At 41.5% G+C, this 25,473-nt stretch carries 22 protein-coding genes; 13 read left to right on the top strand and 9 right to left on the bottom strand.

Annotated features, from left to right (window positions below; genetic code table 11):
* The first annotated feature begins 668 nt into the window (after nt 1-668).
* Nucleotides 669-1,637, top strand: a complete 969-nt coding sequence (locus V7K84_RS33540; RefSeq protein WP_334844714.1) for a TauD/TfdA dioxygenase family protein — start codon at nt 669-671, stop codon at nt 1,635-1,637.
* Nucleotides 1,638-1,832: 195 nt separating this feature from the next.
* Here the strand turns inward: V7K84_RS33540 and V7K84_RS33535 are convergent, their stop codons facing one another.
* Nucleotides 1,833-2,276, bottom strand: a complete 444-nt coding sequence (locus V7K84_RS33535; protein WP_334844713.1) for a TOBE domain-containing protein — start codon at nt 2,274-2,276, stop codon at nt 1,833-1,835.
* 95 nt (nt 2,277-2,371) lie between these two features.
* Here V7K84_RS33535 and modA point away from each other — a divergent pair, with 95 nt between their 5' ends.
* Nucleotides 2,372-3,166 carry a molybdate ABC transporter substrate-binding protein gene (gene modA / locus V7K84_RS33530; protein ID WP_334844711.1) on the top strand — a complete coding sequence of 265 codons (795 nt, stop codon included), beginning with the start codon at nt 2,372-2,374 and terminating at the stop codon, nt 3,164-3,166.
* 38 nt (nt 3,167-3,204) lie between these two features.
* On the opposite strand, the gene V7K84_RS33525 is transcribed toward modA, so the two are convergent.
* The 4 genes from V7K84_RS33525 to V7K84_RS33510 form a co-directional block, all read right to left on the bottom strand.
* Complete coding sequence (locus tag V7K84_RS33525; protein WP_334844889.1) at nt 3,205-3,762, bottom strand: peroxiredoxin; 558 nt, start codon at nt 3,760-3,762, stop codon at nt 3,205-3,207.
* A 57-nt stretch (nt 3,763-3,819) separates the two neighbouring features.
* Nucleotides 3,820-4,062, bottom strand: a complete 243-nt coding sequence (sipA, locus tag V7K84_RS33520; protein WP_334844710.1) for a regulatory protein SipA — start codon at nt 4,060-4,062, stop codon at nt 3,820-3,822.
* 477 nt (nt 4,063-4,539) lie between these two features.
* On the bottom strand, nt 4,540-4,767 hold the full coding sequence (locus tag V7K84_RS33515) for a hypothetical protein (protein WP_334844708.1): 228 nt from the start codon (nt 4,765-4,767) through the stop codon (nt 4,540-4,542).
* A 28-nt stretch (nt 4,768-4,795) separates the two neighbouring features.
* The gene (locus V7K84_RS33510) at nt 4,796-5,314 is read right to left on the bottom strand and encodes a Spy/CpxP family protein refolding chaperone (protein WP_334844887.1); all 519 of its coding nucleotides are present in this window, start codon (nt 5,312-5,314) and stop codon (nt 4,796-4,798) included.
* Nucleotides 5,315-5,663: 349 nt separating this feature from the next.
* Here V7K84_RS33510 and V7K84_RS33505 point away from each other — a divergent pair, with 349 nt between their 5' ends.
* The 3 genes from V7K84_RS33505 (at nt 5,664) to V7K84_RS33495 (ending at nt 9,243) form a co-directional block, all read left to right on the top strand.
* The gene (locus V7K84_RS33505) at nt 5,664-6,929 is read left to right on the top strand and encodes a sensor histidine kinase (protein ID WP_334844707.1); all 1,266 of its coding nucleotides are present in this window, start codon (nt 5,664-5,666) and stop codon (nt 6,927-6,929) included.
* Entirely contained in the window at nt 6,929-7,591 is a 663-nt protein-coding gene (locus V7K84_RS33500; protein ID WP_334844885.1) for a response regulator transcription factor, read from the top strand. Before V7K84_RS33505 ends, V7K84_RS33500 begins: the two co-directional genes overlap by 1 nt.
* Before the next feature lie 839 nt (nt 7,592-8,430).
* Complete coding sequence (locus V7K84_RS33495; protein ID WP_334844706.1) at nt 8,431-9,243, top strand: cold-shock protein; 813 nt, start codon at nt 8,431-8,433, stop codon at nt 9,241-9,243.
* 176 nt (nt 9,244-9,419) lie between these two features.
* Here the strand turns inward: V7K84_RS33495 and V7K84_RS33490 are convergent, their stop codons facing one another.
* On the bottom strand, nt 9,420-9,845 hold the full coding sequence (locus V7K84_RS33490) for a nucleoside deaminase (protein WP_334844705.1): 426 nt from the start codon (nt 9,843-9,845) through the stop codon (nt 9,420-9,422).
* A gap of 88 nt (nt 9,846-9,933) precedes the next feature.
* Here V7K84_RS33490 and V7K84_RS33485 point away from each other — a divergent pair, with 88 nt between their 5' ends.
* Complete coding sequence (locus V7K84_RS33485; RefSeq protein WP_334844704.1) at nt 9,934-10,725, top strand: ion transporter; 792 nt, start codon at nt 9,934-9,936, stop codon at nt 10,723-10,725.
* Between the two features lie 81 nt (nt 10,726-10,806).
* Here the strand turns inward: V7K84_RS33485 and V7K84_RS33480 are convergent, their stop codons facing one another.
* Entirely contained in the window at nt 10,807-12,942 is a 2,136-nt protein-coding gene (locus tag V7K84_RS33480) for a tetratricopeptide repeat protein (RefSeq protein WP_334844702.1), read from the bottom strand.
* 214 nt (nt 12,943-13,156) lie between these two features.
* Here V7K84_RS33480 and V7K84_RS33475 point away from each other — a divergent pair, with 214 nt between their 5' ends.
* From V7K84_RS33475 to V7K84_RS33450, 6 genes are all read left to right on the top strand, one after another.
* Nucleotides 13,157-13,855 (top strand): rhomboid family intramembrane serine protease, encoded by a 699-nt coding sequence (locus V7K84_RS33475; RefSeq protein ID WP_334844700.1) that lies wholly within the window; start codon nt 13,157-13,159, stop codon nt 13,853-13,855.
* A 326-nt stretch (nt 13,856-14,181) separates the two neighbouring features.
* The gene (locus V7K84_RS33470) at nt 14,182-16,806 is read left to right on the top strand and encodes a PAS domain-containing hybrid sensor histidine kinase/response regulator (protein ID WP_334844699.1); all 2,625 of its coding nucleotides are present in this window, start codon (nt 14,182-14,184) and stop codon (nt 16,804-16,806) included.
* Between the two features lie 98 nt (nt 16,807-16,904).
* Complete coding sequence (locus V7K84_RS33465; protein ID WP_334844697.1) at nt 16,905-17,132, top strand: addiction module protein; 228 nt, start codon at nt 16,905-16,907, stop codon at nt 17,130-17,132.
* The gene (locus V7K84_RS33460; protein ID WP_334844695.1) at nt 17,132-17,443 is read left to right on the top strand and encodes a type II toxin-antitoxin system RelE/ParE family toxin; all 312 of its coding nucleotides are present in this window, start codon (nt 17,132-17,134) and stop codon (nt 17,441-17,443) included. The genes V7K84_RS33465 and V7K84_RS33460 overlap by 1 nt, the downstream gene beginning before the upstream one ends.
* Nucleotides 17,444-17,893: 450 nt before the next feature.
* Nucleotides 17,894-19,231, top strand: coding sequence for a GTPase family protein (locus V7K84_RS33455; RefSeq protein WP_334844693.1), 1,338 nt, complete (start codon nt 17,894-17,896; stop codon nt 19,229-19,231).
* Nucleotides 19,232-19,674: 443 nt separating this feature from the next.
* Nucleotides 19,675-20,601 carry a manganese catalase family protein gene (locus tag V7K84_RS33450; protein ID WP_334844692.1) on the top strand — a complete coding sequence of 309 codons (927 nt, stop codon included), beginning with the start codon at nt 19,675-19,677 and terminating at the stop codon, nt 20,599-20,601.
* Between the two features lie 352 nt (nt 20,602-20,953).
* Here V7K84_RS33450 and V7K84_RS33445 read toward each other — a convergent pair whose 3' ends face one another.
* Nucleotides 20,954-22,183, bottom strand: a complete 1,230-nt coding sequence (locus V7K84_RS33445; protein WP_334844689.1) for a DUF4336 domain-containing protein — start codon at nt 22,181-22,183, stop codon at nt 20,954-20,956.
* Between the two features lie 287 nt (nt 22,184-22,470).
* On the opposite strand from V7K84_RS33445, the gene V7K84_RS33440 reads away from it, so the two are divergent.
* Complete coding sequence (locus V7K84_RS33440; RefSeq protein WP_334844686.1) at nt 22,471-22,860, top strand: hypothetical protein; 390 nt, start codon at nt 22,471-22,473, stop codon at nt 22,858-22,860.
* Nucleotides 22,861-22,922: 62 nt separating this feature from the next.
* Here V7K84_RS33440 and ptsP read toward each other — a convergent pair whose 3' ends face one another.
* Nucleotides 22,923-25,439 (bottom strand): phosphoenolpyruvate--protein phosphotransferase, encoded by a 2,517-nt coding sequence (gene ptsP / locus V7K84_RS33435; RefSeq protein ID WP_334844684.1) that lies wholly within the window; start codon nt 25,437-25,439, stop codon nt 22,923-22,925.
* Nucleotides 25,440-25,473 lie beyond the last annotated feature (34 nt).

Genomic DNA, 25,473 nt, shown 5'->3' with positions numbered 1-25,473 from the left:
AAATTAGTATCTTGGAATAGGAGAGTGGACTAAAATTAAGATTGATTTATATAATTTATAATTTAGAAATTAAAAAATAAATACAAGGTATTATTTTATTTTTAACAAGTATTAATTGATTTTGCAGCTTTGGACAAAATTATACTTATAGTAAATATAATTGTTTATTTGTCATCCTACAGTATAAATTAATCAATTAATAAAATACTGGAGTTACAAATAAAAAGATTTTATAAAGTTTAGATGAAAATATTATTATAAATACGTCTGGAAGTAGCAAAGAATACAGAGACGCTATTGTGGAATCGTTGTAAGTTCCAAAAAGACCCTTTTTTGACAGAAGCGTAAGAGTTGTACCATTTACTCTCACCTACCAATATGGTTGCCCGACAGTATCCGGTATCCGTAGCTTGCTTGTCGCCTCTGTTAAGAAGCTTTTTAATTCTGTGTTGCGAATTTTAACTTGCCCTTGCCTGGGCTAAATCGACCGTTGTTCCAGCAGTCTAAAATACGGCATCTGCATACTACGGTAAATTTATCGGTTTATAGTATGATATTGAAATTGCGATCGCTTGATATGTAGCCATTAAGCGCAAGCAACATATCTCAAGTAAACGGACGAGTGCGAACACCGTACCGCCCTATCGATCAAACTATGGAGAATTGACATGAGCAACAAACACATTGAAGTCAAACAAGTAGCAGGTTTCATCGGTGCTGAAATCAGCGGCGTAGATTTGTCGCGTCCTTTGCACGATGATGCGGTCAAAGAAATTCGTCAAGCACTATTGAAGTGGAAAGTCGTGTTCTTTCGCGGTCAAAACATCGATCATGCGGCACAGATTGCATTCACGGCTCGTTTCGGCGAAGTGACTTACGCGCATCCCCACGAAGATGAGCCGATTGAAGGTTTCTCAGAAATCCTGCCCATTGACCGCAGTCGTTACGAGCGGCGCAATGGTCTACGCCGTTCCAGCTACGAGAGCCGTTGGCACACCGATGTCACAGCAGTTGTCAACCCACCTGCGGCATCAATTTTGCGTGCGGTTAATGTCCCTAGCTTCGGTGGTGACACACAATGGACAAATTTAGTTGCAGCTTATGAGGGTCTATCAGCACCCCTGCGGGCGTTGGCAGACACATTAAAAGCCGAACATCGTTTCAATGCGCGTTTGAATTTCCCCAGCAACAGCAAGATTGCCCAGCGCATCGCAGCCAATCCCCTGGTTTCAATCCACCCAGTAGTAAGGGTTCATCCTGAGACTGGTGAACGCGCATTGTACGTCAATCCTGGCTTCACCTCGCACATTCTTGACGTATCACGACAAGAGAGCGATCTACTGCTTGAGTTATTCTTCAACCAGATCGCCAAGCCCGCCTACACCACCCGCTTCCGCTGGAATAACGGTGACATTGCGTTCTGGGACAACCGCGCCACCTCCCATTTGGCCCCTCAAGACTTGGATCATCTGGAAGTCGAGCGCGTCCTCTATCGCACCACCATTACGGGCGATGTTCCAGTTGGGCCCGATGGTTTCCGATCGCAAGTGGTTGAAGGTGAGGCGTTCAATAGCGAACTACCAACCGTATTGAAGAGCAAAACTGAGAAGCAAGAAGCAGTAGCAGCGCTTTCATAAGCTACAGAGTGGTAAACAAGGGCTGCGCTGTTCGTAGCCCAGTTTACCTACTAAAGTATTTAGCGAAATATAAATTTATTTGTCTAGCATTAAGTAATTTTTACAGCAACTCCGAATGATTCATGAGAACATTTCGATCGTTTCTTTTGAGTTAATAGTGAACCCCAAGCAATGGTTCAGAGACATCACCACAGCCTATTCCCTGGCAATAACTATATCATTGGACTTAATAACAGCATAAGCTTCTTTCCCTTCAGATAAATCCAACTCTTCTACCGATACTCTGGTGATAATTGAAGTTAATTCAACTTTGTGAACAATCTCCAGCGTTACTTCACTATTAACGACTCCAGTAACAACTCGCTTAACAACACCCTTGAGAATATTGCGAGAGCTAACTTTGAGTGGTTTCTTTTGAAAACTAATTTCTATCTCAGGCATTTGAGTGTAGATATCTTCCTCTTCTGTGTTTATGGATGGTAGCAAGTTTGATGGTGAAGAGTGTTGATTAAGACCACGTACCAGTTCCCGGAGAATCTCGGTCTTAGTTCGCTGAGACTGGCCGCAAAACTCTTCCAAAATCTTTCGCTCCTCTTCTGAGGTTTGGAATGTGACCCACCCTTGTTCTTTTCTAGGCATATCTTTTACCGATTTAGTTGGTTAATTGTTGGTATTTTTGGTACTATTTTACCTAGCATCAATTTTATGGAAGAAACCTTTCAAACGCCTTTTCTATGAAAAGAAGACAAATTTTTGGCTTCCTGGGTATAGCGATCGCTGGCTTGCTGCTAGCAATTGGTTTACCGTTGGTTCCTCCTTCTCCTGTAATAGCACAGTCGAACACCAGCATACTTGTATCCGCAGCCGCCAGCTTAAAAGAGGCACTGGAAGAAATTAAGCCTTTGTACCAACAAAGTAAATCAAATATCAATATTAGTTATAACTTTGGGGCCTCTGGTGCCTTGCAGCAACAGATTGAGCAAGGTGCGCCAGCGGATATCTTTATTTCTGCTGGCAAAAAGCAAGTGGATGCCTTGGAACAAAAAGGACTATTGCTACCGGGTAGCCGTACTAACCTAGCAAATAACTGTCTAGTCTTGATTGTGGCTCAGGATGTTGTTGGCATCAATAGCTTCTACAATTTAACAGATAGTAAGATTAAAAAAATTGCGATCGGTGAACCCAGAAGCGTACCCGCCGGTCAATATGGCGAACAAGTCTTGAAGAAATTGAAACTTTACGATCGCCTCAAGTCGAAATTTGTCTTTGCTAACAATGTGCGTCAAGTTTTAGCAGCAGTAGAAAGTGGCAACGCCGAAGCGGGTTTAGTTTATGCCACTGATGCCAAAATTTCCAACAAAGTAAAAGTCGTAGTTACTGCTGATGATAAATTTCATTCCCCAATTGTCTATCCGGTAGCAATAATTAAAAGCAGTAAAAATCCTTCTGCTGCCAAAGAATTTGTCCAGTTTTTATCTGGCAGTGAAGCCAAAACTGTACTCAGAAAATATGGGTTTATTGTGAGTTAAAACAAGGGGCTTACGCCCCTTATCTGATTAATTGAAGTTTAAGAAGCTGTGGACTGTAATTTTTCTAGTCGTCCCAGCACTTCTGAACTGTGAATAGTTGGGTTGACTTTAACAAAAGTCTCGCGCAAAACGCCTTGAGGATCGATGATGAAACTGTGGCGCATAGATAAAAAGCCGAGCCACGAACCGTAAGCTTTGCTCACTGAACCATCAGTGTCAGCCAACAGGGGGAATTTTAGTCCCTCTGAATCGCAAAATTTGGCGTGAGAATCAATATCATCGGCACTAACACCAATAATTTGAGTATTTTTTTCAAAGTATTGGGGTAAGTCTTGCTGAAAACGACGAGCCTCTATAGTACAACCAGACGTGAAGTCTTTAGGATAAAAGTACAGGACTAGCCATTTACCGCGCAAGTCAGAGAGGGAAATTTTGCCATCACCTGTATTGGTTGGCAAAGTAAACTCTGGTGCGGGTTGATTAATTGCCGGAAGTTTACCACCAAGAGCATTAGCAGTAGGGGTAAAATTCAGCCAGCTGATGACAGAAATACAGCTGGCAAATAATATGCTTAAAAAAGTGCGGCGGGAAATCATGGTGTAAACCAGAATCACAACTTTACACAAGTTTACAATTCTTGGTTGCGAGAAATCTTATTCTAAGTGAGATTCGGCAGGGGTATCTGTGCTTTCGATGTATTGACTATCTAGGAGAAAAGCCCCCCTAGAAAAGCGAATACCCCAATATCCACCGGGTCTGCGGTCAATGACTATACCTTCTTCACCAATGTGAATTACATTAGGAGGGCGCAGCATGGGCATAGGTTCAGCAGTTTTGACGTAGGCTGGTAGTGCCACAACACGGACTTTACTACCAATTGCGAATTCTTTGGACATCTTAATCAAGCTAGGAGTTTTGAATTAACTCATAACTCAAAACGATCTTGAAAGTCTACTAAATTGGGCATTAAGCAAAATACTTTTGTTAGCAGTAGCGTGGCGTTTAGCCATTACTGAGTAAATAAATGAGATTATCCCCTAAGCCCTCAGCACTGAATGGCACTAAGATAAGCCCAAAGTCTTGTGTTGCCTCGTTCCCAGCCTGGAGGCTGGGAATGTATTCTCATTAAGCCACTGGAGGCAGAGCCTCCCAGCCTCCAGGCTGGGAATGTATTCTCATTAAGCCACTGGAGGCAGAGCCTCCCAGCCTCCAGGCTGGGAACCAGTCAGGACAGGGGCTGTGTCTTAACTTAGTGCCATTCCCCTCAGCAATAATGAAGGTAATAAATAGGGAAAGGGAAAGGGGATGAAGTTTTTCCCCTTTCCGCATCTTCTGCAAGAAGCCTGTTAATTTTTAACTATAGAAAACAATGCCTAGACATCAGTCAAGGGTAAGTGCCAAAGTAACTCTGGTTGCCAAGTATCTGGGTCAAAGTGAGAGTGACAACCGCGTTGGTATGCTTGCCAAAGTCTGTTCCAGGTGAATTGTTGTCGAGAATTTAAGTTTTTATGGATGACTCGCAACAGTCCTAGTCCCAGCATCAAGTTAGTTACGCTAAATTTTGTTCCTATTTGGGATTGAGATGGGCGAGTATTGCCCACCCCAGAATTATTCTTTTTTGAAAGATGATTATTGAGGATTGCCTTGTTGACGACGTGAAGGAGCATTTTGACGGAATTGCTCTAATTTTTGACGCTGTTCCGGGGTTAAGACTGCTTGAATCTGTTGTTTTTCAGACTCGCGGATTTGTCGCATTTGGGTTTTTTGTGCTTCAGTTAGATTTAAGTCACCAAAACCACCCTTTCCTCGACGTTGGCCGGGTTGGCGTTGACCTTGAACTGTTTGCCCTTGAGCCTTACGCGCTTGCCACTCAGCCCGACGTGCTTGTTTCGCTGCCTCTAATTTTGCTTTTTGTTCTGGGGTCAAAACTGCTTCAAATTTGGCGCGGCTATCGCGGCGAATCGTCTGAATTTGCACTTTTTGGGCATCTGTTAGACCCAACTCTTTCCAAGGGCCTCTTTCTTTTTGTGGAGTTTGTGCAAGTAACAGGGGTGAAGGAGAGGCTGTTTGAGCGTGAACAGCAAAGGAGGTTGCGGTTAAAGTTAAGGCGATCGCGGAAGCAACTAGCGATAATGCTTTGAGTTTCATTACTTGTTTGGTGGGTTTTTCCTGGTTGGATGCCACCATCATAAGAACTTATCTTCAGCAGTTACATGAGGAGAAAGTCATGGTTATACCCATGACTTTAGTCATGATTGACAATAGATAGTTAAGAGTTAGAAGTTAGAAGTTAGGAGTTATAAATTCTGGAAATTTTGATTATGATGATTTCATAAGTCATTATTTAGCTGATTAACTAACTGTTTTGTTCTTTTAATTCAGTTTTTATTTCTCACTCAGCGCGAAAAATTTCAGCGGTGAAACCATTTGCTCAATTTTTCGGAATTATTAACTTCTAATTTCTCACTTATAACTTCTAACTGGAGCAATGCGACTAATGAGTCGTCTAATTGAAATTAAGAAACATCCTTTTCCGTCTCTGCTTTATCTGGAGTGGACATTACTGGCAATCACCGCATTGACAGCTGTTATACCACCTCCGTTACGGCGATTTCGTCCAAAGCCTCCAGAACTATCAATTTGTAGTGCATTTCCAGACTTGTCAGTTTGTAGCATATTGCCAGAACTATCAATTTATAGTCTGATTATTTTTGCGTTAATGGGCTTAAGATTACCCAGAAATAACCAGACAAATAAGGTAATATATACAGCTATTGAATTTTTATTAATTTTAATAGTTGGACTGTTTGGGGAAAGATTCTCTCGCCTTTTCCCTTTTCTCTATATAATTTTAGTGACTCGCAGTTGTCTGATTTTTCAGTTAAATGGGCGCTTATTTGTTACAGCTTTGTCATTTGCCTTATTTTTAGTTACTACACAACTAAAATATCAGTTATTCAATTTTCAAGCATCGCCGCAGGCACAAGAGCGATATCGATTTTTGATTTTGAATTCGTCGCTAGTATTTGGCTTAAGTTTGGTTTTTGTGTTGTTGATGATGAATGCAGTTTTGTCTGAACGACAAAGTCGAGAAAAGCTAGCTCATGCTAACGACAAACTCCGTCAATATGCCATGCAAATTGAAAATCAAGCTACCTTAGAAGAACGTAATCGCATTGCTCGTGAAATTCATGATTCATTAGGACATTCTCTGACTGCTTTAAATCTGCAATTAGAAACTGCTTTAAAACTATGGCAATCTAACCCAGGTAAGGCTGAAACATTTCTTGCAACTGCAAAGGAATTGGGTTCAAAGGCGCTAAAAGATGTCCGTCAATCTGTTTCTACTATGCGTTCTAATCCCTTACAAGAACAATCTTTAGAAGATGCGATCGCTAGTCTTTCAGAAAATTTTCATCGCTTTAATGGAATATTACCAATTTATCAAATCAACCTGGAATATTCTCTACCACCTGAAATAAATACTGCTATTTACCGGATTACTCAAGAATCTTTAACTAATATATCTAAATATGCGTATGCAACAGAGGTAAAATTGGAACTCACTACGACTAAAGGCAATTTGCGATTGATAATTCAGGATAATGGTAAAGGTTTTGATGTAGGGCAAAATACTACTGGTTTTGGACTTCATAGTATGCGCGATCGCACCTTAGCACTTGGGGGTCAGTTTAATATTAATAGCGCTCTTGGCTCTGGTTGCAAAATTACAGTTAATATTCCATTAACATGGTTAACATAATGATTAAAGTATTGCTGGTAGATGACCAAAGTTTAATTCGTCAAGGATTAAGAGCATTATTGGAACTAGAACCAGATTTAGAAATAGTTGGAGAAGCAGAAAACGGCGAACAAGCGATTAATTTTGTTGCAGAATTTCAGCCAGATGTAATCTTGCTAGATATCAGAATGCCGATTATGGATGGAGTTGCAGCCACAAAGGAGATTCAAAAACGTTTTGCCAAAACTAAAATTTTAGTACTAACGACTTTTGATGATGATGAATATGTGTCAGCAGCTTTAAAGAATGGGGCAATGGGTTATTTATTGAAAGATACACCATCAGAAGAATTAGCTGTTGCTATACGTGCCGTTCATAAAGGATATACTCACTTGGGCCCAGGTATAGTTAAAAAGCTGTTGACCCAATTTTCTCCTGTTGCACCAACTCATTCACCACCTTTACCATCTAGTTTAGCTGAACTTACTCCCAGAGAAAAAGAGGTTTTGCGCTTAATTGCCACAGGCGCTAGTAACCGAGAAATTGCTCACGGACTCTACATTTCTGAGGGGACAGTAAAAAATCATGTTACGAATATTTTAAACAGATTAAATTTGCGCGATCGCACTCAAGCTGCAATTTGGGCAAATACTTATTTATCCTATTTGAATGAGCCAAGTTAAATAATTTAAAATTAACAATAGCAGTTATTACCTATATTAGTAAGGGTGATTAGTGTTTAATATTGTGCTTATTATTTTAAAGTTTTATTTTGTCAATACCACGGTTCTTTTTATAAAGACCAAGTTACAGCTATTTTCAGGTAAATAGACCACGCGGTAGGGGCACAGCATTGCTCATGCGTGTCAACTTAACGTTAAAAGGGCGGTTAGAAACCGCGTCTACACAGACAAAACCCACCTTCGTGGGTTAAGAATCCTTGATTTTGTATTAGTCCACGAAGGTGGACTTTGTTTGTGTAGCGAATTCCATTCGCCAAGGCTTAAGTTGACACCAATGAGCATTGCTGTGCCCCTATGACAGATGTTGTTCAAATACATGAAAACTGCTGTAAAGCTAAGTAATTATTGTGAAGTCAGCTACTTTTCCCTAAGTAAGGGATTTCCAACAAATAAATTACTACTACTTATAGGTGGGCAGCGTTCGATCCCAACAAATATTAAGCTTGCAACAAGAGAACCCCCAAATATACTGAGTTAATATATGTAAAAAATAAAAACACCCGTAATCATGCGATTTGGTATCAATATTTACCAAAGTATAATCAAGGTAATCAGGAAGCTGATTGAGAACAACCTATTTAAGCAGTCCCACTAGGAATTAAGGGTTGTTCACCATACTCTACCTCTCAAAAAGATATGCCAGATTTATTGCGAAAGGAAGTAGGTGATTTTAATAGTGTTGCGAGCTGCGCTAATGCTCCGTTGTAGGCGATCACAACACCTAAATTTATATTTTTTTAATTTATCAATCAAGTTTAGGAGCATGGCTTGGTTTTATGATGATAGACTTCGGCAGTATCAAAAGCTACAATGGTGATAGAGGATTTGGGTTTGTCGGTCGTACTTTTTCTAATCCTAATGGAAAAGTTTTCTTCCATATCAAAAAAATCAAGAAAGAACATCCTGAATTAGCCCAAAAATTGGATAATAGCGAAGTTGCTTTTGAAACAGTTAATTTCTGGTATGAAATTGAAACAAATGAAAAAGGCGAACAAGTTAGTAAACTTTGGCTAGGCAAAGAAAATATTCCTCAAAGCTACAGACATGAATTATGTGGTTTGATCCAAAAAATAGAGAGTATCTGGAAAAATGTAGACTCTCCAAAACCTAGTTGGCTTGACCTTGTAACGATAGAGTTGCTTGAAGTTGATCGCAGGGATGAACTAAGTGTTGAGCGAGATAACTTAGAGAGCCAACTTAGAGCAGCAGAGGAGGAGCGACGCAGGGAGGCAGAAGCTTTACTCCAAAATGAAATTGCAAGAATAGCTAAGAAGCATCGCTTAGAGAAAACGAAGGCTGATGAGTTGCATCAACTACTAACGGAGATGCGTCCTTTAGGTTTTACACATAGTGGGCAACTCTCGAAACATATTGTAAGATATCGACTTGGTTATAGGTATCCAAATATCTCAGGTATTGTGACAATGGAAGATGGAGGTACAGAATGGGAGTTTCCTGGGGGATTTCCTCCAGAGATTTATAAAATTATTTGTAGGGAACTCGGTTTGGATAACCAGAGGACGAGTGCTACAGTAAAAGATTTTGAATCATTTGAGGACTTACACATTAACAGAAGTAGTTCAAAGGGCTAGTCCTAAAAATAAGTTTTTTGATATAGCGCTTCTTGTTGGTATGCAATACACTCTCACCTTGCTTGCATTCTTCTCTCCTAAAAAGAGAGAGGTTTTGAGGCTTACTCCCCAACGCTAGCTTTCTTAAGGGGCTGAGGGTTAGGTCTGTATTGAACTCAACTAAGAAGCGCTATAGCTTATTTAAATAACTCCAAACATTCATTTTTTAAAACGCCTTTTGTGACTTTTATTTTCCTAAATGAATTATCGATTACCTCTTCGCAAGATATATTAATTTGTGATTGATTTACTGAAATTAAATCTTGGATTGAAGCACCATATACAATTTCTGATAAACCACTCCAAACACAGGCAGTTGCACACATCGGACAAGGTTCGCCAGTTGTATATATGCTATAACCTTCTAAAGAGGGGTTTTTCAGTTTAGCTGTTAAACTACGAATAGCATTGATTTCTGCATGGGCTGATGGATCGTTGTCTCTCCTCACAGTATTATGAGCTACGGCAACGACTTCGTTATCTTTAACAATCACTGCACCATAGGGCGCATCACCTTCTTTTGCTTCTGCCAATGCTAAACGCATAAAAGATTCTGGGTTCATATAAGCTGAGGTTAACATAAGGATAATGGTTAATAATATCGTATTTCTAATGTTATAACTGGGAATTAAGATGTATTAATGGTCGAATATGTTACTGAGCAGACAAGAAACAGAGTTTTACTTAGAAGACCTAGAAACACCAATAGGTAAAGCGATTAATTTAACCCTTGCCTCTTTGGTGCTAATATCATCAGGAATTTTTGTGGCAGAAACATATAACATTCCTGATTATATGAGGTTTCAGTTAAATGTAGCTGATACTGCGATCGTCATCATTTTCGCTGTGGAATATTTACTCCGCTTGTGGAGTGCGGAAAACAAAATTAAGTATATTTTTAGTTTTTATTCGATTATTGACTTAATGGCGATTCTGCCATTTTTTCTAGGTATGGTGGATATTAGTTTTATCCGCTTATTACGATGGTTTCGGATTTTACGATTAATTAGATTTATAGATAGAAAGTTTTTATTCGCTAGTATCAGCAGTGAAGATGGGATGATTTTCGCGCGAATATTATTTACATTGTTTGCAATTGTTTTTATTTATTCTGGCTTAATTTATCAAGTCGAGCATCCGGTTAATCCTGAAAATTACGGTACATTTTTGGATGCATTCTACTTCTCTGTTGTCACAATGACAACTGTAGGATTTGGTGATGTTATTCCAATTTCGGAATTAGGACGTTTGCTAACAGTATTGATGATTTTTACCGGAATCGCACTGATTCCTTGGCAAGTGGGGGATTTAATTAAACAAGTGGTGAAAACTGCTAATCAGGTAGAAATAGTTTGTTCGGGTTGTGGTTTAGCTTTCCATGATGTAAATGCTGGGTTTTGTCAGAGGTGCGGGACTAAGTTACCTAGTCGCAGGATTGATTAGACAATAAACTCTTTGAGGTTCTTTTATTATGGCAATTCAATAAACACGATCCAATCCTAACCCGTCAATTTGATAGGTTGCTTAGGGTGTTGTCTGCGGTGGATTAGTGGAATTAGGAAATGGAAGAGTTGGTACAATTACAGGTACAGGTTTTGCTTTTTCGCCTTGCAGTTGAATTTGGGCTTGATTGCGGCCGTCTATTGCTTGTTGGTAATTAGGTTTGTATTTTATTGCTCGATCGTAAGAAGCGATCGCATCTTGATATCGTTTTAAATTTAATAGAGCATTGCCTCTACTAAACCAGCTTTCGGAATGGTCTACTTTATATCGAACTGCCTTATTATAAGACGCGATCGCATCTTCGTATTTCTGCAATATGTATTGTGAATTCCCTAAATTATACCAGAGTTGATAGTCATTTTGCTTAATCGTTGCCGCTTTATTATAAGATTTTATTGCTTCTTCATAGCGTTGGTTTTGATGCAGCGACCATCCCAAATTATACCAAGCTTGATAGTTTCTCGGACTGTATTTAATTACTTGATTAAAAGATTCAATCGCTTCTGGATAACGTTGTAAATTCAGCAGTATATTACCTCTGGACAACCAAGCTTGGTAATAATTTGGCTGATATTGCACCGATTTATCATAAGCTGCAAATGCATCTTGATAGCGTTTTAAATTGACTAGTGCATTACCCAAATTATACCAAGCTTGCTCGTAGTCTGGTTTTAAATCAACGACTTTTTGATAGGCTGCGATCGCTTCTTCATATTGCCTAGAATTCTGCAAAGCTAATCCTTTTTTATACCAAGCTTCGTAATTATCTGGTTTGAGTTCAATTGCCTTTTCATAAGATTTAATTGCTTGGTCGTATTGGTTTAAATTACTGAAAGCTTCACCCCTAGCATTCCAGACTTCTGAGTTGTCATTCTTTAATTCTAAGGCTTTGTCAAAAGAGGCGATCGCTTCTTGATATCGCTGTAAATTTCCCAATACAGTACCACGTCCAATCCAAGCATCTAAATAATCTGGCTGAATTTGAATTGCTTTATCATACGCCACTAATGCGTCTTTGTATTTTCTTAATTTATTTAGTGTTTTACCTTGACCATTCCAACCTTGAGCATAATCTGGTCTAATATTAACGGCTTTTTCATATACTTCTAGCGCGTCTTGATAGCGTTGTAAATCAAAAAACGTATTTCCTTGTTTAGATAATTCTATGGCATTATTTGAATTAATGTAATTCCAAATAAATATTGATGCTACTCCGCCAACAGCAAAGAAAAATATTGTTAGTAAAATTTTACCTAAAATACCTTTTTTTGGTTCAGGTTTGTTGATATTTTTTGGTGGAGAAGGAGGAGTTAACGCTATTGTCTGAACAGGTGGTTGTCTTAACTCTTTCAGCGCTTGTAATGCCACCGTTGCCGAAGGATAGCGTTGCCGAAAATCGTAGCAGACCATTCTATCTAAGAATTTAGCAAATTCTGGTGTTACTGTAGCTTTATCGTGCCAGATAATTTCATTAGTATCAGCATCTTTTACTATTTCTTCTGGTGATAATCCAGTGAGAGCTTGAATAGCAATTATTCCCGCAGCATAGATATCACTGCTTAATTTTGGCGTACCATGAGCTTGTTCGCCAGGAATATATCCAGGCGTACCGATAGCTACTGTTGCTAAAGTTTGACCTTGGGGAGTAATAACTTGAGTTGCAATTTGTTTAACTGCACCAAAATCAATTAAAATTAATTTGCCATCTGGTTGGCGTCTGAGGATATTGTGGGGATTAACATCACGATGAATTACATTCTGTTGATGGACAAATTCTAAGATTGCCAAAAGTTCTTGTAAAAGTGAAATTACTTCCTCTTGACTGAGGATTTTACCTGATGTTAATTCTTTACTCAGGTCATGACCTTCGATCAATTCCTGTACAAGATAGAATTCGGCATTTTCCTCAAAGTAAGCTAAAAGTTGGGGAATGCGATCGTGAGTTCCTAATTTATACAGAACTTGTGCTTCCGTATCAAATAAACGTCTAGCTGTTTCCAAAGTTACCGGATCGCTGGACTGGGGTTTGAGTTTCTTAACAACACATAGAGGTGAACCAGGTAATTGGGTATCACAAGCCACAAAAGTTTCACCAAAACCCCCACCTCCCAAGTTACTAATAATTTGGTATCTTCCTACAAGTGTGTTTCCTAGCATCTTGTTTGCCTAGTTAAGTGGGATGCGATCTGATTTCAATCTTGCCACAGGTTAAGGAGGACTGACGGAGTGGAGGGAGTGGGGGAGTAGGAAGCAGAGGAGCAGAGGGGCAGAGGAGCAGAGGAGCAGAGGAGCAGAGGAGCAGAGGAGCAGAAATAGAAAACTAACGACCAATGACCAATGACCAATGACAAATGACAAATGACCAATCTATATGATTCCTATTAGTGATAATATTCGTTGTCGAAGTAAACCAATTATTAATTACTGGTTGATTACCATTAATCTGGCTGTATTTTTATGGGAACTTCAACTAGAGTTTAGCGGTCAATTAGGTTATTTTGTGAATACTTGGGGTATGATTCCAGCGCAGATTAGTGGAGCAGTTACCAATGCTCTCTTTTTCAACTCTGCTGCTTGGATAGTTGTCATTTGGCGGGTATTTACCCTATTTTTTGGCATATTTCTACACGGGAGTTTTAGTCAAATATTAGGAAATCTGCTATTTTTGTGGGTTTTTGGAAAAACTGTAGAAAATCTTCTAGGACATGGACGCTATCTAGGGTTTTATCTGGCTGCTGGTGTAATGACAGAGGTAATACAAATTCTGCTTGAACCGAGTTTGACAGTTCCATTGATTGGGGCAAATGGTGCGATCGCAGCTATTTTAGGAGCATACGTTATGAAGTTTCCTAAAGCTAAAATTGACACTGTTTTACCCCTAATAATCTTGTATATCCCTATCCAAATACCAGCCTTCTTCTATATATTTTGGTGGTTTTTACAACAATTATTTTATGGTATCGGTAGCTTAAATATTCCTCCTGTTGGCGTAAATCAATCGGGTGTTGTCTTCTTAGGGCAGGTTGTGGGATTATTAATTGGCGCAGCCTTCATTCGATTGAAGAGATAAACTTTATTTAGCTATCTAGCTATTTTTATAGGGTGGGCACTATTAACTAACTGATGTCACAAAGCTCAATTTTAATATTTTTGGCAGTGCTTACCCTACAGCTATCAAAACTCATATATACCTTTTGGCTGAAATTACTCAACTGTTTTTGCTTAATAAAGCATATATTCAATAAGCAAAATGATTAGTATAATTATTATTTATTTTTTAATTTTATTTTTATGTAACCTTTGATAGATTACATTTGATAGTTGAAAAATTCATAGATCAAACTAGGGAATACATAATCTTCAAGTCGATATAGTTAAATATTAGCGGTGTACAAAATGCAAAATGTTGATAAAGTTAACTTTCAACTCACTGATGAATTAGCAATTTTACGGCAGCGTATAGCTGAGTTAGAGCAATCAGAGAGATTTTATCAACAAAGGCAAGCAGCACTTGAGGAACAATTAACAGAACTAAAAAGAAAGCTGCCAGTAGAAGCAGAAAATTCTCAGATTGAAGTTAAGGAAACATCTGTACATCTCAATCTGTCAACAGAGGTAGCAGTAATTTTAGAGCAACTCCAACAAGAAATTGCGGCGCGTCAGCAGCTAGAAGGACTTCTCAGGGAGAGTGAAGAACGGCTGAGGCTAACTCTAGATGTATCCCAGATGGGCTTGTGGGATTGGAATATTGTTACCAACCAAGTCATCTGGTCGGAAAATTATGAACTGCTTTTTGGTCTACTTCCAAGTAGTTTTGATAGCCCTTATGAGACGTTTCAAAAGTTCGTTCATCCTGAAGATAGCCAATCTGTAATGCAAGCGATCGCTCAGGCTTTGGCACAAAAGACTGACTACAATGATGAATTTCGGATAGTTCGCTCAGACCAAAGTACACATTGGATTTCTGCCAACGGAAAATTTATCTATAATTCTCAAGGACAAGCGGTGCGAATGATCGGCGTTTGTATGGAAACTACTGTGTGTAAGCAAGCAGTAGAAAGTACTCGCGAACTCACGACACAAGTCCAAGAACAGGCAAATATTTTAAATGCCATCCTTACCGCTTCAGTGGATCATATTTATATTTTTGATCGCCAAGGTTGTTATCAGTATGTCAGCCGTGATGGAGCAACTATACTAGGTTTAGATACCCAAGATATTATCGGTAAAACGTTGTCAGAAATGGATTTACCCGCAGACCTAATCACGCAGGTAGAGAATCAACGACTTGCTGTAATGAAAACGGGTCAACCGATTAAAGATGAGTGTAAATATGTTAATCGTGATGGGCTACATTATTATGAATATATTCTCACACCATTACGGAATGTTGACCAAACTATTGAAGGCGTAATTACTGTTTCTCGCGATATTACCGAACACAAACGGGCAGAAAAAATTTTACGTGAAAGTGAAGCGCGATTTCGGCGTTTGTTTGAATCTAACTTGATTGGGGTCGCTTTTTGGAATGTGCATGGCTTTGTGATTGATGCCAATGATGCCTTTCTTCAACTAGCTGGCTACACTCGTGATGAGTTTGCTACTTTAGGCAGAATTAATTGGAAAGAACTTACTCCTGTTGAGTATCAAGATTTAGACGATCGCGCCATTTTGGAGGTGCAAACCACCGGAGTTTCCAAAATTTATGAGAAAGAGTACATCCACCGCGACGGCAAGCGAGTACCGATTGTTTTAGGGGTAGCCTTGCTGAATGATTCTCAAGAACATGGTGTTGCTTTTGTACTCGACATCACCGAGCGCAAATTGGCTGAAAAAGAATGCGATCGCCTACTAGAGTGCGAAAAGACAGCACGACAACAAGCAGAAATTGCCAGCAAAATTAAAGATGAATTTCTGGCGGTTCTCTCCCATGAACTGCGAACCCCACTCAACTCTATTCTGGGATGGTCGAAAATGCTGCGGACTCGCAAGTTTGATGAAAAAACTACTCACCACGCCTTAGAAACCATTGAACGCAACGCCAAGTTACAAACCCAGCTAATTGAAGATTTGTTGGATGTGTCGCGCATTCTCCAAGGAAAATTAAACTTGAATATCTGTCCTGTCAGCTTGGTAATGGTAGTTGAAGCAGCACTAGAAACGGTAAAATTAGCAGCACAAGCCAAGTCAATTCAAATTCAGACCGTATTTGATACCAATTTGGGACAAGTGATGGGCGACCCAAATCGGCTGCAACAAGTTGTGTGGAACTTGCTTTCTAATGCGGTAAAATTTACACCAACAGGCGGACGGGTAGAAATTCGACTCATGGAAGCTGGTAATCAGGCTCAAATTCAGATCAGCGATACAGGTAAGGGAATTAGCCTGGACTTTTTGCCTTATGTGTTCGATTACTTTCGTCAATCTGATGGCACAACTACACGCACATTTGGTGGACTAGGTTTAGGACTAGCGATTGTGCGTAAGGTTGTAGAAATGCATGGGGGAAATGTTCAAGCCGAAAGTCTTGGAGAAGGATTGGGTGCAAGCTTCACTGTCGATTTACCGCTTTTGGTTAGAAGCGAACAGGTTCGGGGTGAAGAAAATCAGTCTTCATATTCTGAGCCGGAATCCTCGCTGCTTGCAGACACTCAAGTTTTGGTAGTGGACGATGAACCAGATATCCGCGATTTAATTACCTTTATTTTGCAAGACTACGGCGTGCAAGTAACCGCCGTATCCTCAGCACAGGAAGCATTACAAGCGCTGTCTGAGTCGATACCAGATGTTTTAATTAGCGATATTGGAATGCCAAAAACAGACGGTTATATGCTGATGCGGGAAGTGCGATCGCGATCCCCTGAACAAGGAGGAAATGTCCCAGCGATCGCTCTGACAGCCTATGCAGGGGAAATGAATCAGCAGCAAGCATTAGCCGCAGGATTTCAAATGCATATCTCCAAACCAGTAGATCCAGATGTATTGGTGAAAGCGATCGCTGATTTGATTGAGCCAAGTTGATATAGATAAGCGTCCGTCGGCTGTCCATCACTTTAGTGTTGTGCGATGTCTACTGCTTTCCTGCTAGACTCTGAATAGTCCTTATGCTTTCAGGAATTATGGCATCTGTTGAGCAGATAATGAAAGAAGCCTTAACTTTGCCCAGTGCAGCGAGAGCATTGTTGGCAGAAAAACTGGTTGAAAGTCTTGAATTTGATGTAGACGAAACACTCCAAACACTGTGGACAGATGAAGCCAAGAAGCGTAGAGATGAAGTTCGTCGCGGTGCGGTTTCACCCATTCCTGGAGAGGAAGCGTTAGCTAGAGTAAGACAACTTTTGGAGTAATGAAATACGTCTTTCATCCAGAAGCATTGAGTGAATACGGTGAAGCAGTCAAGTTTTACGCAGAGCGCCGGGTTGAATTAGCACAAGCATTTATTAATGCGGTTGAGGATGCAATTTTCCGAATTATCCAGTCACCGACTCGTTGGGCTATTGTTGACGAAGACATTCGTCGATGTCTAACGCGCAAATTTCCCTATGGAATTTTATACACTATTGAGGAAGATCGCGTTTTAATTTTGGCGGTAATGCACTGTAGTCGTGAACCGGAATACTGGAAAGAGCGCCTCACAGAGAAACCATCAGATGGATAAAATAAACTCGAAATAAATTTCTAAAAATGAATCAGCAGCAAGATTTCAAATGCATATCTCTAAACCAGTAGATCCAGATGTATTGGTAAAAGCGATCGCTGATTTGATTGAACCAAGTTGATACTAAATCCTGAATCAAAAGCCCTCACCCTAAATCCCTCTCCCAAGCTTGGGAGAGGGACTTTGAAATTCGCTCCTCTCTCCCAATATTGGGAGAAGGGGTTGGGGGATGTAGCAAGATCCCGCAGGGTGGGCAAATTTTCCGACAAAACCCAGATTGTAAAGACGCGATAAATCGCGTCTTGAAAAACCAATCGCATTGTTAGTCGGAACAATCGCATTGTCAGCCAAAACGCGATCGCTTAGATTTATAACACTACTAAAGGTACTAGTTATCCCTTTGAAAATCGCTATAAGATGACAAAAAGGGTCTTCTAGGTTTGGATGAAAATGACTGAGCAACGTGATGCTGATTTACCATCAACTGATTCTCAGCAATTGAGCGAACCGGCCGACAAAACGATTACCAAGTCGGCCGATAATTCCTGGAAAAATCAGATTGCTGGTGTGTGGAACAAAGCAACAACACGTCTAACACAACACCTACCCGTGGAACAACTGGCACAGACAGTTGTGGAATGGTTTAGTGTGAGCGATACTCAGGTTGCAGAGATTTTAGAGAAAATCCGAGCCGAACTGCCAACCACAGAAGCCCTCTTGATTGGTAAACCCCAAGCCGGAAAAAGTTCAATTGTGCGGGGATTGACGGGAGTTTCTGCTGAAATTGTCGGTCAAGGATTTCGCCCACACACGCAACACACCCAGCGCTATGCTTATCCTTCCAATGACCTGCCGCTACTAATTTTTACTGATACAGTGGGACTGGGTGATGTCAAACAAGATACTCAAAAAATTATTCAGGAGTTAGTTGGCGATTTACAACAGGAAACTCGTTCCGCCAGAATCCTGCTTTTGACGGTTAAAATTAATGATTTTGCAACTGATACCCTACGACAAATTGCTCAACAACTGCGCCAGAAGTATCCAGACATTCCCTGTCTGCTGGTAGTTACCTGCTTGCACGAAGTTTATCCTGGCAATACCATCGATCATCCCACCTATCCGCCAGATTATCAGGAAGTCAACCGCGCATTTGCCGCAATGCAACAAGCCTTTGCAGGAATAAGCGATCGCTCTGTACTCATTGACTTTACCTTAGAAGAAGATGGCTACACTCAAGTATTTTATGGCTTAGAAGCACTGCGAGATTCCTTAGCAGAACTACTCCCACAAGCAGAAGCCCAAGCGATTTATCAGCTATTAGATCGAGAAGAAGTTGGGAAGCAAATTGGCAACCTTTACCGAGATACTGCACGCCGTTATATTTTGCCATTTGCGATCATGTCTGCAACTTTGGCTGCCGTACCTCTACCATTTGCCACAATGCCCGTACTCACTGCTTTGCAAGGATCAATGGTGGGACTGTTGGGTAAATTATATGGGCAAACAGTTACTCCATCTCAGGCGGGAGGCGTTGTGAGTGCGATCGCAGGTGGTTTTTTAGCACAGGCAATTGCCCGAGAGTTAATTAAATTTATACCAGGTTTTGGGAGTGCGATCGCTGCTTCTTGGGCAGCCGCCTATACTTGGGCACTAGGCGAAGCAGCCTGTGTTTATTTTGGCGATTTAATGGGAGGTAAGAAACCCGATCCCCAAAAAATTCAATTGGTGATGCAAGAAGCATTTAAAGCGGCGCAAGAACGGTTTAAGGGGATTAAACACTATTAGACATCTGCTGAAATTAAATATAGATATAGATATAGCAGTTCTCTTACCCCCCTTAATCCCCCCGATATATTGCAATAAATCTAGTTCCCTCCACTTTATAAGGGGAGGGTTAGGGTGGGGTAGAACCTTGGTTAATCAGCTATTTCAAAAACTTGTGTATACACCGTAGCCAATACATACGGGCAGGGTTAGGGTGGGGTGATGCGTTGAGTGATTGTAAGCAAGTGGACCTAATATGAATCCATTCCTAGACAGAACTATAAATAAAAAAAACTAGTCGAAATACTTATTTAAAAGTATTTTTTTTATCCGACTAGAGGCTGATGAAGATAAAACATTTGATTAGTTTCCTAGATAAGAAGAGGCTACACAAATATCGGATAAAAGTTTGGCAACTGTATTGATTTTGTGTAAGCAGCCTCTGCAATTAACGAGGAATTCAAATGTTTTATCACACTAAGAAACTCCAGTATTTTAAGCCGCCAGAAAAACCAGATGCGGTTTATGCAATGAAAATTCAAGAACTCATCGGCGGTACTTTTGGTGAAATGACTGTGATGATGCAGTATCTGTTTCAGGGCTGGAACTGTCGAGGCCCTGCCAAGTACCGAGATATGCTGCTAGATGTTGGGACTGAAGAAATCGGTCACATTGAGATGCTGGCAACGATGATTGCCCATCTTCTAGATAAAGCGCCGCTCAAAATGCAAGAAGAAAGTGTCAAAGATGCGGTTGTGGGTGCTGTGATGGGCGGTAGTAACCCACGGGATGTAATTATGGCGGCAGCGATGAACCCCCAACACGCCATTGTCTCTGGTTTGGGAGCAACACCTTCTGATAGCGTCGGCTATCCTTGGAATGGTCGTTTTATTGTCTCCAGTGGCAACCTGTTGGCAGATTTCCGGTCTAATCTCCACGCAGAAAGTCAGGGACGTTTGCAAGCAGTGCGACTGTATGAAATGACGGACGACCCAGGGGTGAAAGATACCTTGAGCTTTATGATCGCCCGTGATACGATGCACCAAAACCTGTGGCTAGCCACCATTGAAGATTTAGAAAGTTCTGGAATGGAAACGACTCCAGTTCCCAGTTCCTTCCCGTTGGATTTGGAGAAACGCGAGTTTTCTTATCAGTTCTGGAATCACTCAGAAGGAACCGAAAGTGCCGAAGGTCGTTGGGCAAAAGGCCCCTCAATGGATGGCAAAGGCGAATTCGAGTATGTGGAAAATCCCCAACCACTAGGCCCAGAACCGGAACCACCCCAGCCCGATCTCCGACTGCATGGTACGCCGAAAGTTGGACAAACACAAGGCAAAGGCAACGGTTCGAGTGCACCCTCTGTGATTGAGCGCACGACTATCGGTGGCTAATCATAATTTCCAGCACTTATACCATTCCACGAAACACCTGATACAGATACATAGCTTTGGTAGCACAGCTAGCTAGCTGTGTTACCTGCATCCAAAGGAGAACGCTATATTGCAATATGATTCAGTGAAGGATAATTAGTCTTTCAAGATGCGATAAATCGCGTCTCTAGATCGGGGTTTTGTTGCTTAGGGAACTCCAAATAAAAAAATACTCAACTACTTTTTGTGGGGTGGGCGTCTCGTCTTGCCTGCCCCAAGCCAACGGCGGACAAGATGTCCACCCCACAAGATTGGATAATTTATTTGTTGGAAGTCCCTTATCCTGTAACTGTATTGCGCTATATCGTCTCTCCTACACTTTCTCCTTTGCTGCTGGCACAATGCCAAACTTATTTAAACCTGCATCGATTTCCCTAAGTGTTTTAAAATCTTCCTCCGGTAAAGGATAGCTGCTACTACTGAACAAACCCCCGCTGAAAGTAGGCTGCTTTTCCAAAAAAGAGAAAGCTTGGCGAAACTGATGCGGTTTAGCTTTAATTGGCGAATCAAAGTGGCAGGGAATTATCCACTCAAAGTTCCAACTTGCAACTTTATCAGCCCAGTCAATGGTTTCCTTCGGTGCGCGGTTGAGAATCAGTGTTTGTAAAATTGGTGCGACAAATAAACGCCCATCACCTCGCAGGGCATCAAACGATCGCTGCCAATCTGATTGCCATTTAAAGGGGTACAATCCAAAATAAGCTTTCCTTGAGCGTTCTGGGGCTTTCAAGGAATCTTGTAAAACCTGACTCCATTGGGCTATATCTAATGCCTGTGGTTGAAAATACAAAGCAAACAGACAGATGCGCTGCCAACCCTTACGGCGATTTACCTGATTATCTGCAACAAGATCGGAAGCATAATCCTTGGCATGGAATAATAAGGGATATGAATCTAAGAGAACGATCGCAGGTGGATCTTCTGGGATAGAAAGCACAGAATCTGTCACTAAAAGAGTATGCGATCGCTTGTGGAAAAAAGCAACTTCCGCAAACCTACCAGGGCCAAGACCGATGGGGCCCAGCATTGCATAATCAAATTCGTCAGCAAAAGGTGTTTTGCTGCTATCTTCTGGAAGTACTTGAGTTCGTTTTGGGGGTAAGCCAAGCCAGCTAAGGGGAAGATTGAGTGGGAAACTCCACTGATGGGGAGCTACAAACACCTGTGCAGTCGGAAAGTATCTGGCGAAGGGGCCAACGAAGACTTTGTGTTCTATACCAGAGATTGTTGGCAAAATGATGTACTTAATGCTGCCATATTTCGCCACCAACTCATTCACAAGTCTCATACACTCTGGCGTTGGTGCAACAGGCGCATAGACGAGAAGACCCCCGGTTTCCAACTTCACAACAGTCATGCGAATCGGGACAACAACGTAGAAAATGCCTTGAATCTGGTCAAAATTCCAGATTGTGTCCTTAAGCACTTCTTGACGAATTGTTTGCCGCCTACCGTAGGGGTAGAGTGGCACAACAGGCCATAATCCCCAGGAAAAATCCTTTGGATAAATCTGTTGTGTATTGACTATGCGTTCATCAGCCACTCTGCAACCCCCTCCAAATTCCCAATACTCAAATTGTTTTTAGCAAATTGTTGAGATAATAATACCAATTTGTAATTCGCAATACTTGTCAAAGGTAAGAAGTAAGCTACGTAATTAGTAATTCGTAATTAAGAGGGGTTATATTTAATCTGGATTTCCAGCTTTGCATCTGTAGGTTTTTTTGCAAATGGTATTACCAAAAGGAGATGTTACGGCACTGGGGTTCTTTTTATGCGTCCTCATAAAGGATTGGTATCAGTCCTAAAAACAATTAATCGGAGAACATCGTGAAAATAGCGATTATTGCTAAAACATTAATTACATCTATAGGTTTGTTAACTTTGTTTGCCCCAAGTCAAGCATCGGCTCAACTGATACCGCAACCTTGGGTTTCAGTCGGTGGAAAAGATGGCGATCTAACTTATGCTGTCGGAGCTAGGGCTTTGAATTTCGGGGTTGAAGTGGGAACTGGCGCTGATGGTGCTACGGGAGTAGATGTTTTAAAATTTATCAATTTGCCTGTAATTTCACCTTATGTAGGAATTGGACTGTATTCAGAGGATAAAGGTGTTGCAGTTTCAGGTGGCGTTCAGGTAGGTGCTACTAATAACGTTTTTGTTGGTGCTGGTTACAATTCTGTTCGTGGTTTTAACGGGCAATTGGGAATAAGATTTTAACTAATTCGTAATTCGTAATTCGTAATGACGTTCTCACAGCGTCATTATCAATTACGAGTTAATTATGCAGGGGGAGTAATTGAAGTTGAGATTAGTTCTCTAACACGCTCTGCGGAATCTTGTTGTAATGCTGATGCCGCGATCGCTTCACTTTCAACTATACTTAACCGAGCGATCGCCTGCTTCACTCCAGGTATACTTTGAGGATTTACGCTCAACTCATCCAGCCCTAAACCTAATAAAATTGGTGTTGCTAAAGTATCTGCTGCCAATTCTCCACATAATCCTACCGAAATCCCCGCCGTATGGGCAGCTTGGACAGTTTGCTGCACCATTCGTAACACGGCTGGATGTAATGCATCAACCAAATTTGCCACGCGGGGATTAGTGCGATCGCTAGCCATGACGTACTGACTCAGATCGTTAGTCCCTATACTAAAGAAGTCTACTTCAGCAGCTAACCGATCGGCGATCGCTACTGCTGACGGAACCTCCACCATAATTCCTACTTTCATCGCTGCATCAAATGCGATACCAGCTTGATTTAGTTCAGCCTGTGCTTCGCCCAAAATTACCTTCGCTGCACGTACTTCAGTTACAGTCGCAATCATCGGCAACATGATTTTAATTTGGTGTCCGACACTAGCTCTCAAAATTGCCCGTAACTGAGTTTTGAAGAGTTCTGGACGAGCTAAACAGAAACGAATTCCCCGCCAACCTAAAAAAGGGTTAGCTTCTGGAAACCCCACTTTGATATAGGGAAGCGGCTTATCACCACCGACATCGAGGGTACGAATAATTAGCGGACGATTATCTAAAACTTGAGCGATCGCCTGATAAACTAATAATTGTTCTTCTTCAGTCGGGGCGCTGGTTCGGTCTAAATACAGAAACTCAGTGCGGAGTAGTCCCACACCTTCTGCACCGCTAGCCACAGCAACTTGCACATCATTTATACTACCAATATTGGCGAAGACGCTAACTTGCCGACCATCACGAGTAATCGCTGGTTGATGTGCCGTAGCTCGTGCTTCTTGTTGGGCTGTTTGCCAAGCTTCTTGCTTTGCTGCCAGTAAATCCAAGATGTCTGATTCTGGTTCTACCCAAGCTCTGCCACTTTCACCATCAAGTGCCATCAGTGTACCATCTGCCAAGTGCAACACCTGGGCATCCACTCCCAAAACTGCCGGAATACCCAACGTCCGGGCGATAATGGCACTGTGGGAAGTTGCACTACCAGAAGTTGTACAAATACCCAACACCTTTGTCGGATCTAGTCCAGCCGTATCTGAGGGGGTTAAATCAGTCGCCACCAAAATTGCTGGTGACTCCAGATGCAAGTTAGCCGCAGCATTCCCAGCGAGTAATCGCAGCACTCTTCGCCCGACATCTACAACATCGTCAACTCGCTCTTGCAGATAAGAATCCTCAAGTGCGCGGTAGGAAGTCGCTACTTCATCGACTACAGCTTGCCAAGCGGCTTCAGCATTTATATGGTTGTCTAAAATGCGCTGATGAGCCGCTTCCAACAGTACTGGATCTTCTAAAAATAGTAATTGGGCATCAAAAATGGCGGCTTCAGCATCACCAATTTGCAGAGATGCTTGTGAGAAAACGGCTTGAATTTCTTGTCGGGCAGTATTAATCCCTGCTTGTAATCGTTGCCACTCTGCATCAGGATCGTCTACGTGGTATTCCGTAATTGTGATGTGAGTGGGTTGATAACGAATAACAGGTGCGATCGCTACTCCTGGAGAAGCTGCAATCCCCGAAAGTTCGCCGTAAGTTGTTGGTGTAACTTCATGGTGAAATGCTGGTGGAGAATTCAAGGCAACGTTATCTTCACCAAAGTTATTGGTGAATAATGCCTGTAATGCAGCCAGCGCCTCATCTGCATCAGAACCAGTGGCAGTAATCAGCAGTTCGTGTCCTTGACGCACCCCTAAAGTTGTGACTTGGTTAATACTGTCACCCCTGACTAGCTCAGTATTTCTCGTTAAATTCCGTATCAGAATTTGAGATTGAAACCGGGCTGCCGTTGCCACAAACTGGGCGGCGGGGCGGGCGTGTAATCCGAAGCGATTGCTCACAATCAGCCGGATTTCTCGCGTTGGCGATTCTATATTAGTTGTTATTGGGGTGACAAGTGACAACGGCCTACTAACTACACCCAATTGAGTTGCCTTGGCAAGGAGTGCGCCGCGTGCTTCCGCCATCACTTGGTGAATATCTCTACCAGCCGCCGCCGCTACTACAGCAGCGATCGCACCTTCTACTAGAGGTGCTTCACACAAATAGACTTTCTCCTGCTGTGCTTCTGGCAGAAACTCGATTGCCATTTCTGCACTCAGCAAAGCACTACCCAAATCCATTAACACCAAGACACCATCATCAGAAAAAACAGAAGCGATCGCCTCATAAACCTGAATCGGATCGGTACCCAATGGATTTTCCGGATCTTCAATACCTGCTGCAACAGCAATGGCAACTTGGCCTTGAACCATCTGCGCGGCGAGTTCCCGCACACCCAAAGCTAGTTGTTTACTGTGAGAAACGATAACAATTCCGATTAATGCCACACCGTCAACCTTGTTGAGAGGTTTGCGTTTAGCT

The organism is Nostoc sp. (assembly GCF_036917315.1).
Classification (GTDB): domain Bacteria; phylum Cyanobacteriota; class Cyanobacteriia; order Cyanobacteriales; family Nostocaceae; genus Nostoc.
This window is presented reverse-complemented; position numbering and strand designations above follow the sequence as displayed.

Excerpts from the sequence above, each read along its gene's own strand:
- V7K84_RS33540 (WP_334844714.1), top strand. The coding sequence starts at position 669 with ATGAGCAACAAACACATTGAAGTCAAACAAGTAGCAGGTTTCATCGGT.
- V7K84_RS33535 (WP_334844713.1), bottom strand. The coding sequence starts at position 2,276 with ATGCCTAGAAAAGAACAAGGGTGGGTCACATTCCAAACCTCAGAAGAG.
- modA (WP_334844711.1), top strand. The coding sequence starts at position 2,372 with ATGAAAAGAAGACAAATTTTTGGCTTCCTGGGTATAGCGATCGCTGGC.
- V7K84_RS33525 (WP_334844889.1), bottom strand. The coding sequence starts at position 3,762 with ATGATTTCCCGCCGCACTTTTTTAAGCATATTATTTGCCAGCTGTATT.
- sipA (WP_334844710.1), bottom strand. The coding sequence starts at position 4,062 with ATGTCCAAAGAATTCGCAATTGGTAGTAAAGTCCGTGTTGTGGCACTA.
- V7K84_RS33510 (WP_334844887.1), bottom strand. The coding sequence starts at position 5,314 with ATGAAACTCAAAGCATTATCGCTAGTTGCTTCCGCGATCGCCTTAACT.
- V7K84_RS33505 (WP_334844707.1), top strand. The coding sequence starts at position 5,664 with ATGAGTCGTCTAATTGAAATTAAGAAACATCCTTTTCCGTCTCTGCTT.
- V7K84_RS33500 (WP_334844885.1), top strand. The coding sequence starts at position 6,929 with ATGATTAAAGTATTGCTGGTAGATGACCAAAGTTTAATTCGTCAAGGA.
- V7K84_RS33495 (WP_334844706.1), top strand. The coding sequence starts at position 8,431 with ATGATAGACTTCGGCAGTATCAAAAGCTACAATGGTGATAGAGGATTT.
- V7K84_RS33490 (WP_334844705.1), bottom strand. The coding sequence starts at position 9,845 with ATGAACCCAGAATCTTTTATGCGTTTAGCATTGGCAGAAGCAAAAGAA.
- V7K84_RS33485 (WP_334844704.1), top strand. The coding sequence starts at position 9,934 with ATGTTACTGAGCAGACAAGAAACAGAGTTTTACTTAGAAGACCTAGAA.
- V7K84_RS33480 (WP_334844702.1), bottom strand. The coding sequence starts at position 12,942 with ATGCTAGGAAACACACTTGTAGGAAGATACCAAATTATTAGTAACTTG.
- V7K84_RS33475 (WP_334844700.1), top strand. The coding sequence starts at position 13,157 with ATGATTCCTATTAGTGATAATATTCGTTGTCGAAGTAAACCAATTATT.
- V7K84_RS33470 (WP_334844699.1), top strand. The coding sequence starts at position 14,182 with ATGCAAAATGTTGATAAAGTTAACTTTCAACTCACTGATGAATTAGCA.
- V7K84_RS33465 (WP_334844697.1), top strand. The coding sequence starts at position 16,905 with ATGGCATCTGTTGAGCAGATAATGAAAGAAGCCTTAACTTTGCCCAGT.
- V7K84_RS33460 (WP_334844695.1), top strand. The coding sequence starts at position 17,132 with ATGAAATACGTCTTTCATCCAGAAGCATTGAGTGAATACGGTGAAGCA.
- V7K84_RS33455 (WP_334844693.1), top strand. The coding sequence starts at position 17,894 with ATGACTGAGCAACGTGATGCTGATTTACCATCAACTGATTCTCAGCAA.
- V7K84_RS33450 (WP_334844692.1), top strand. The coding sequence starts at position 19,675 with ATGTTTTATCACACTAAGAAACTCCAGTATTTTAAGCCGCCAGAAAAA.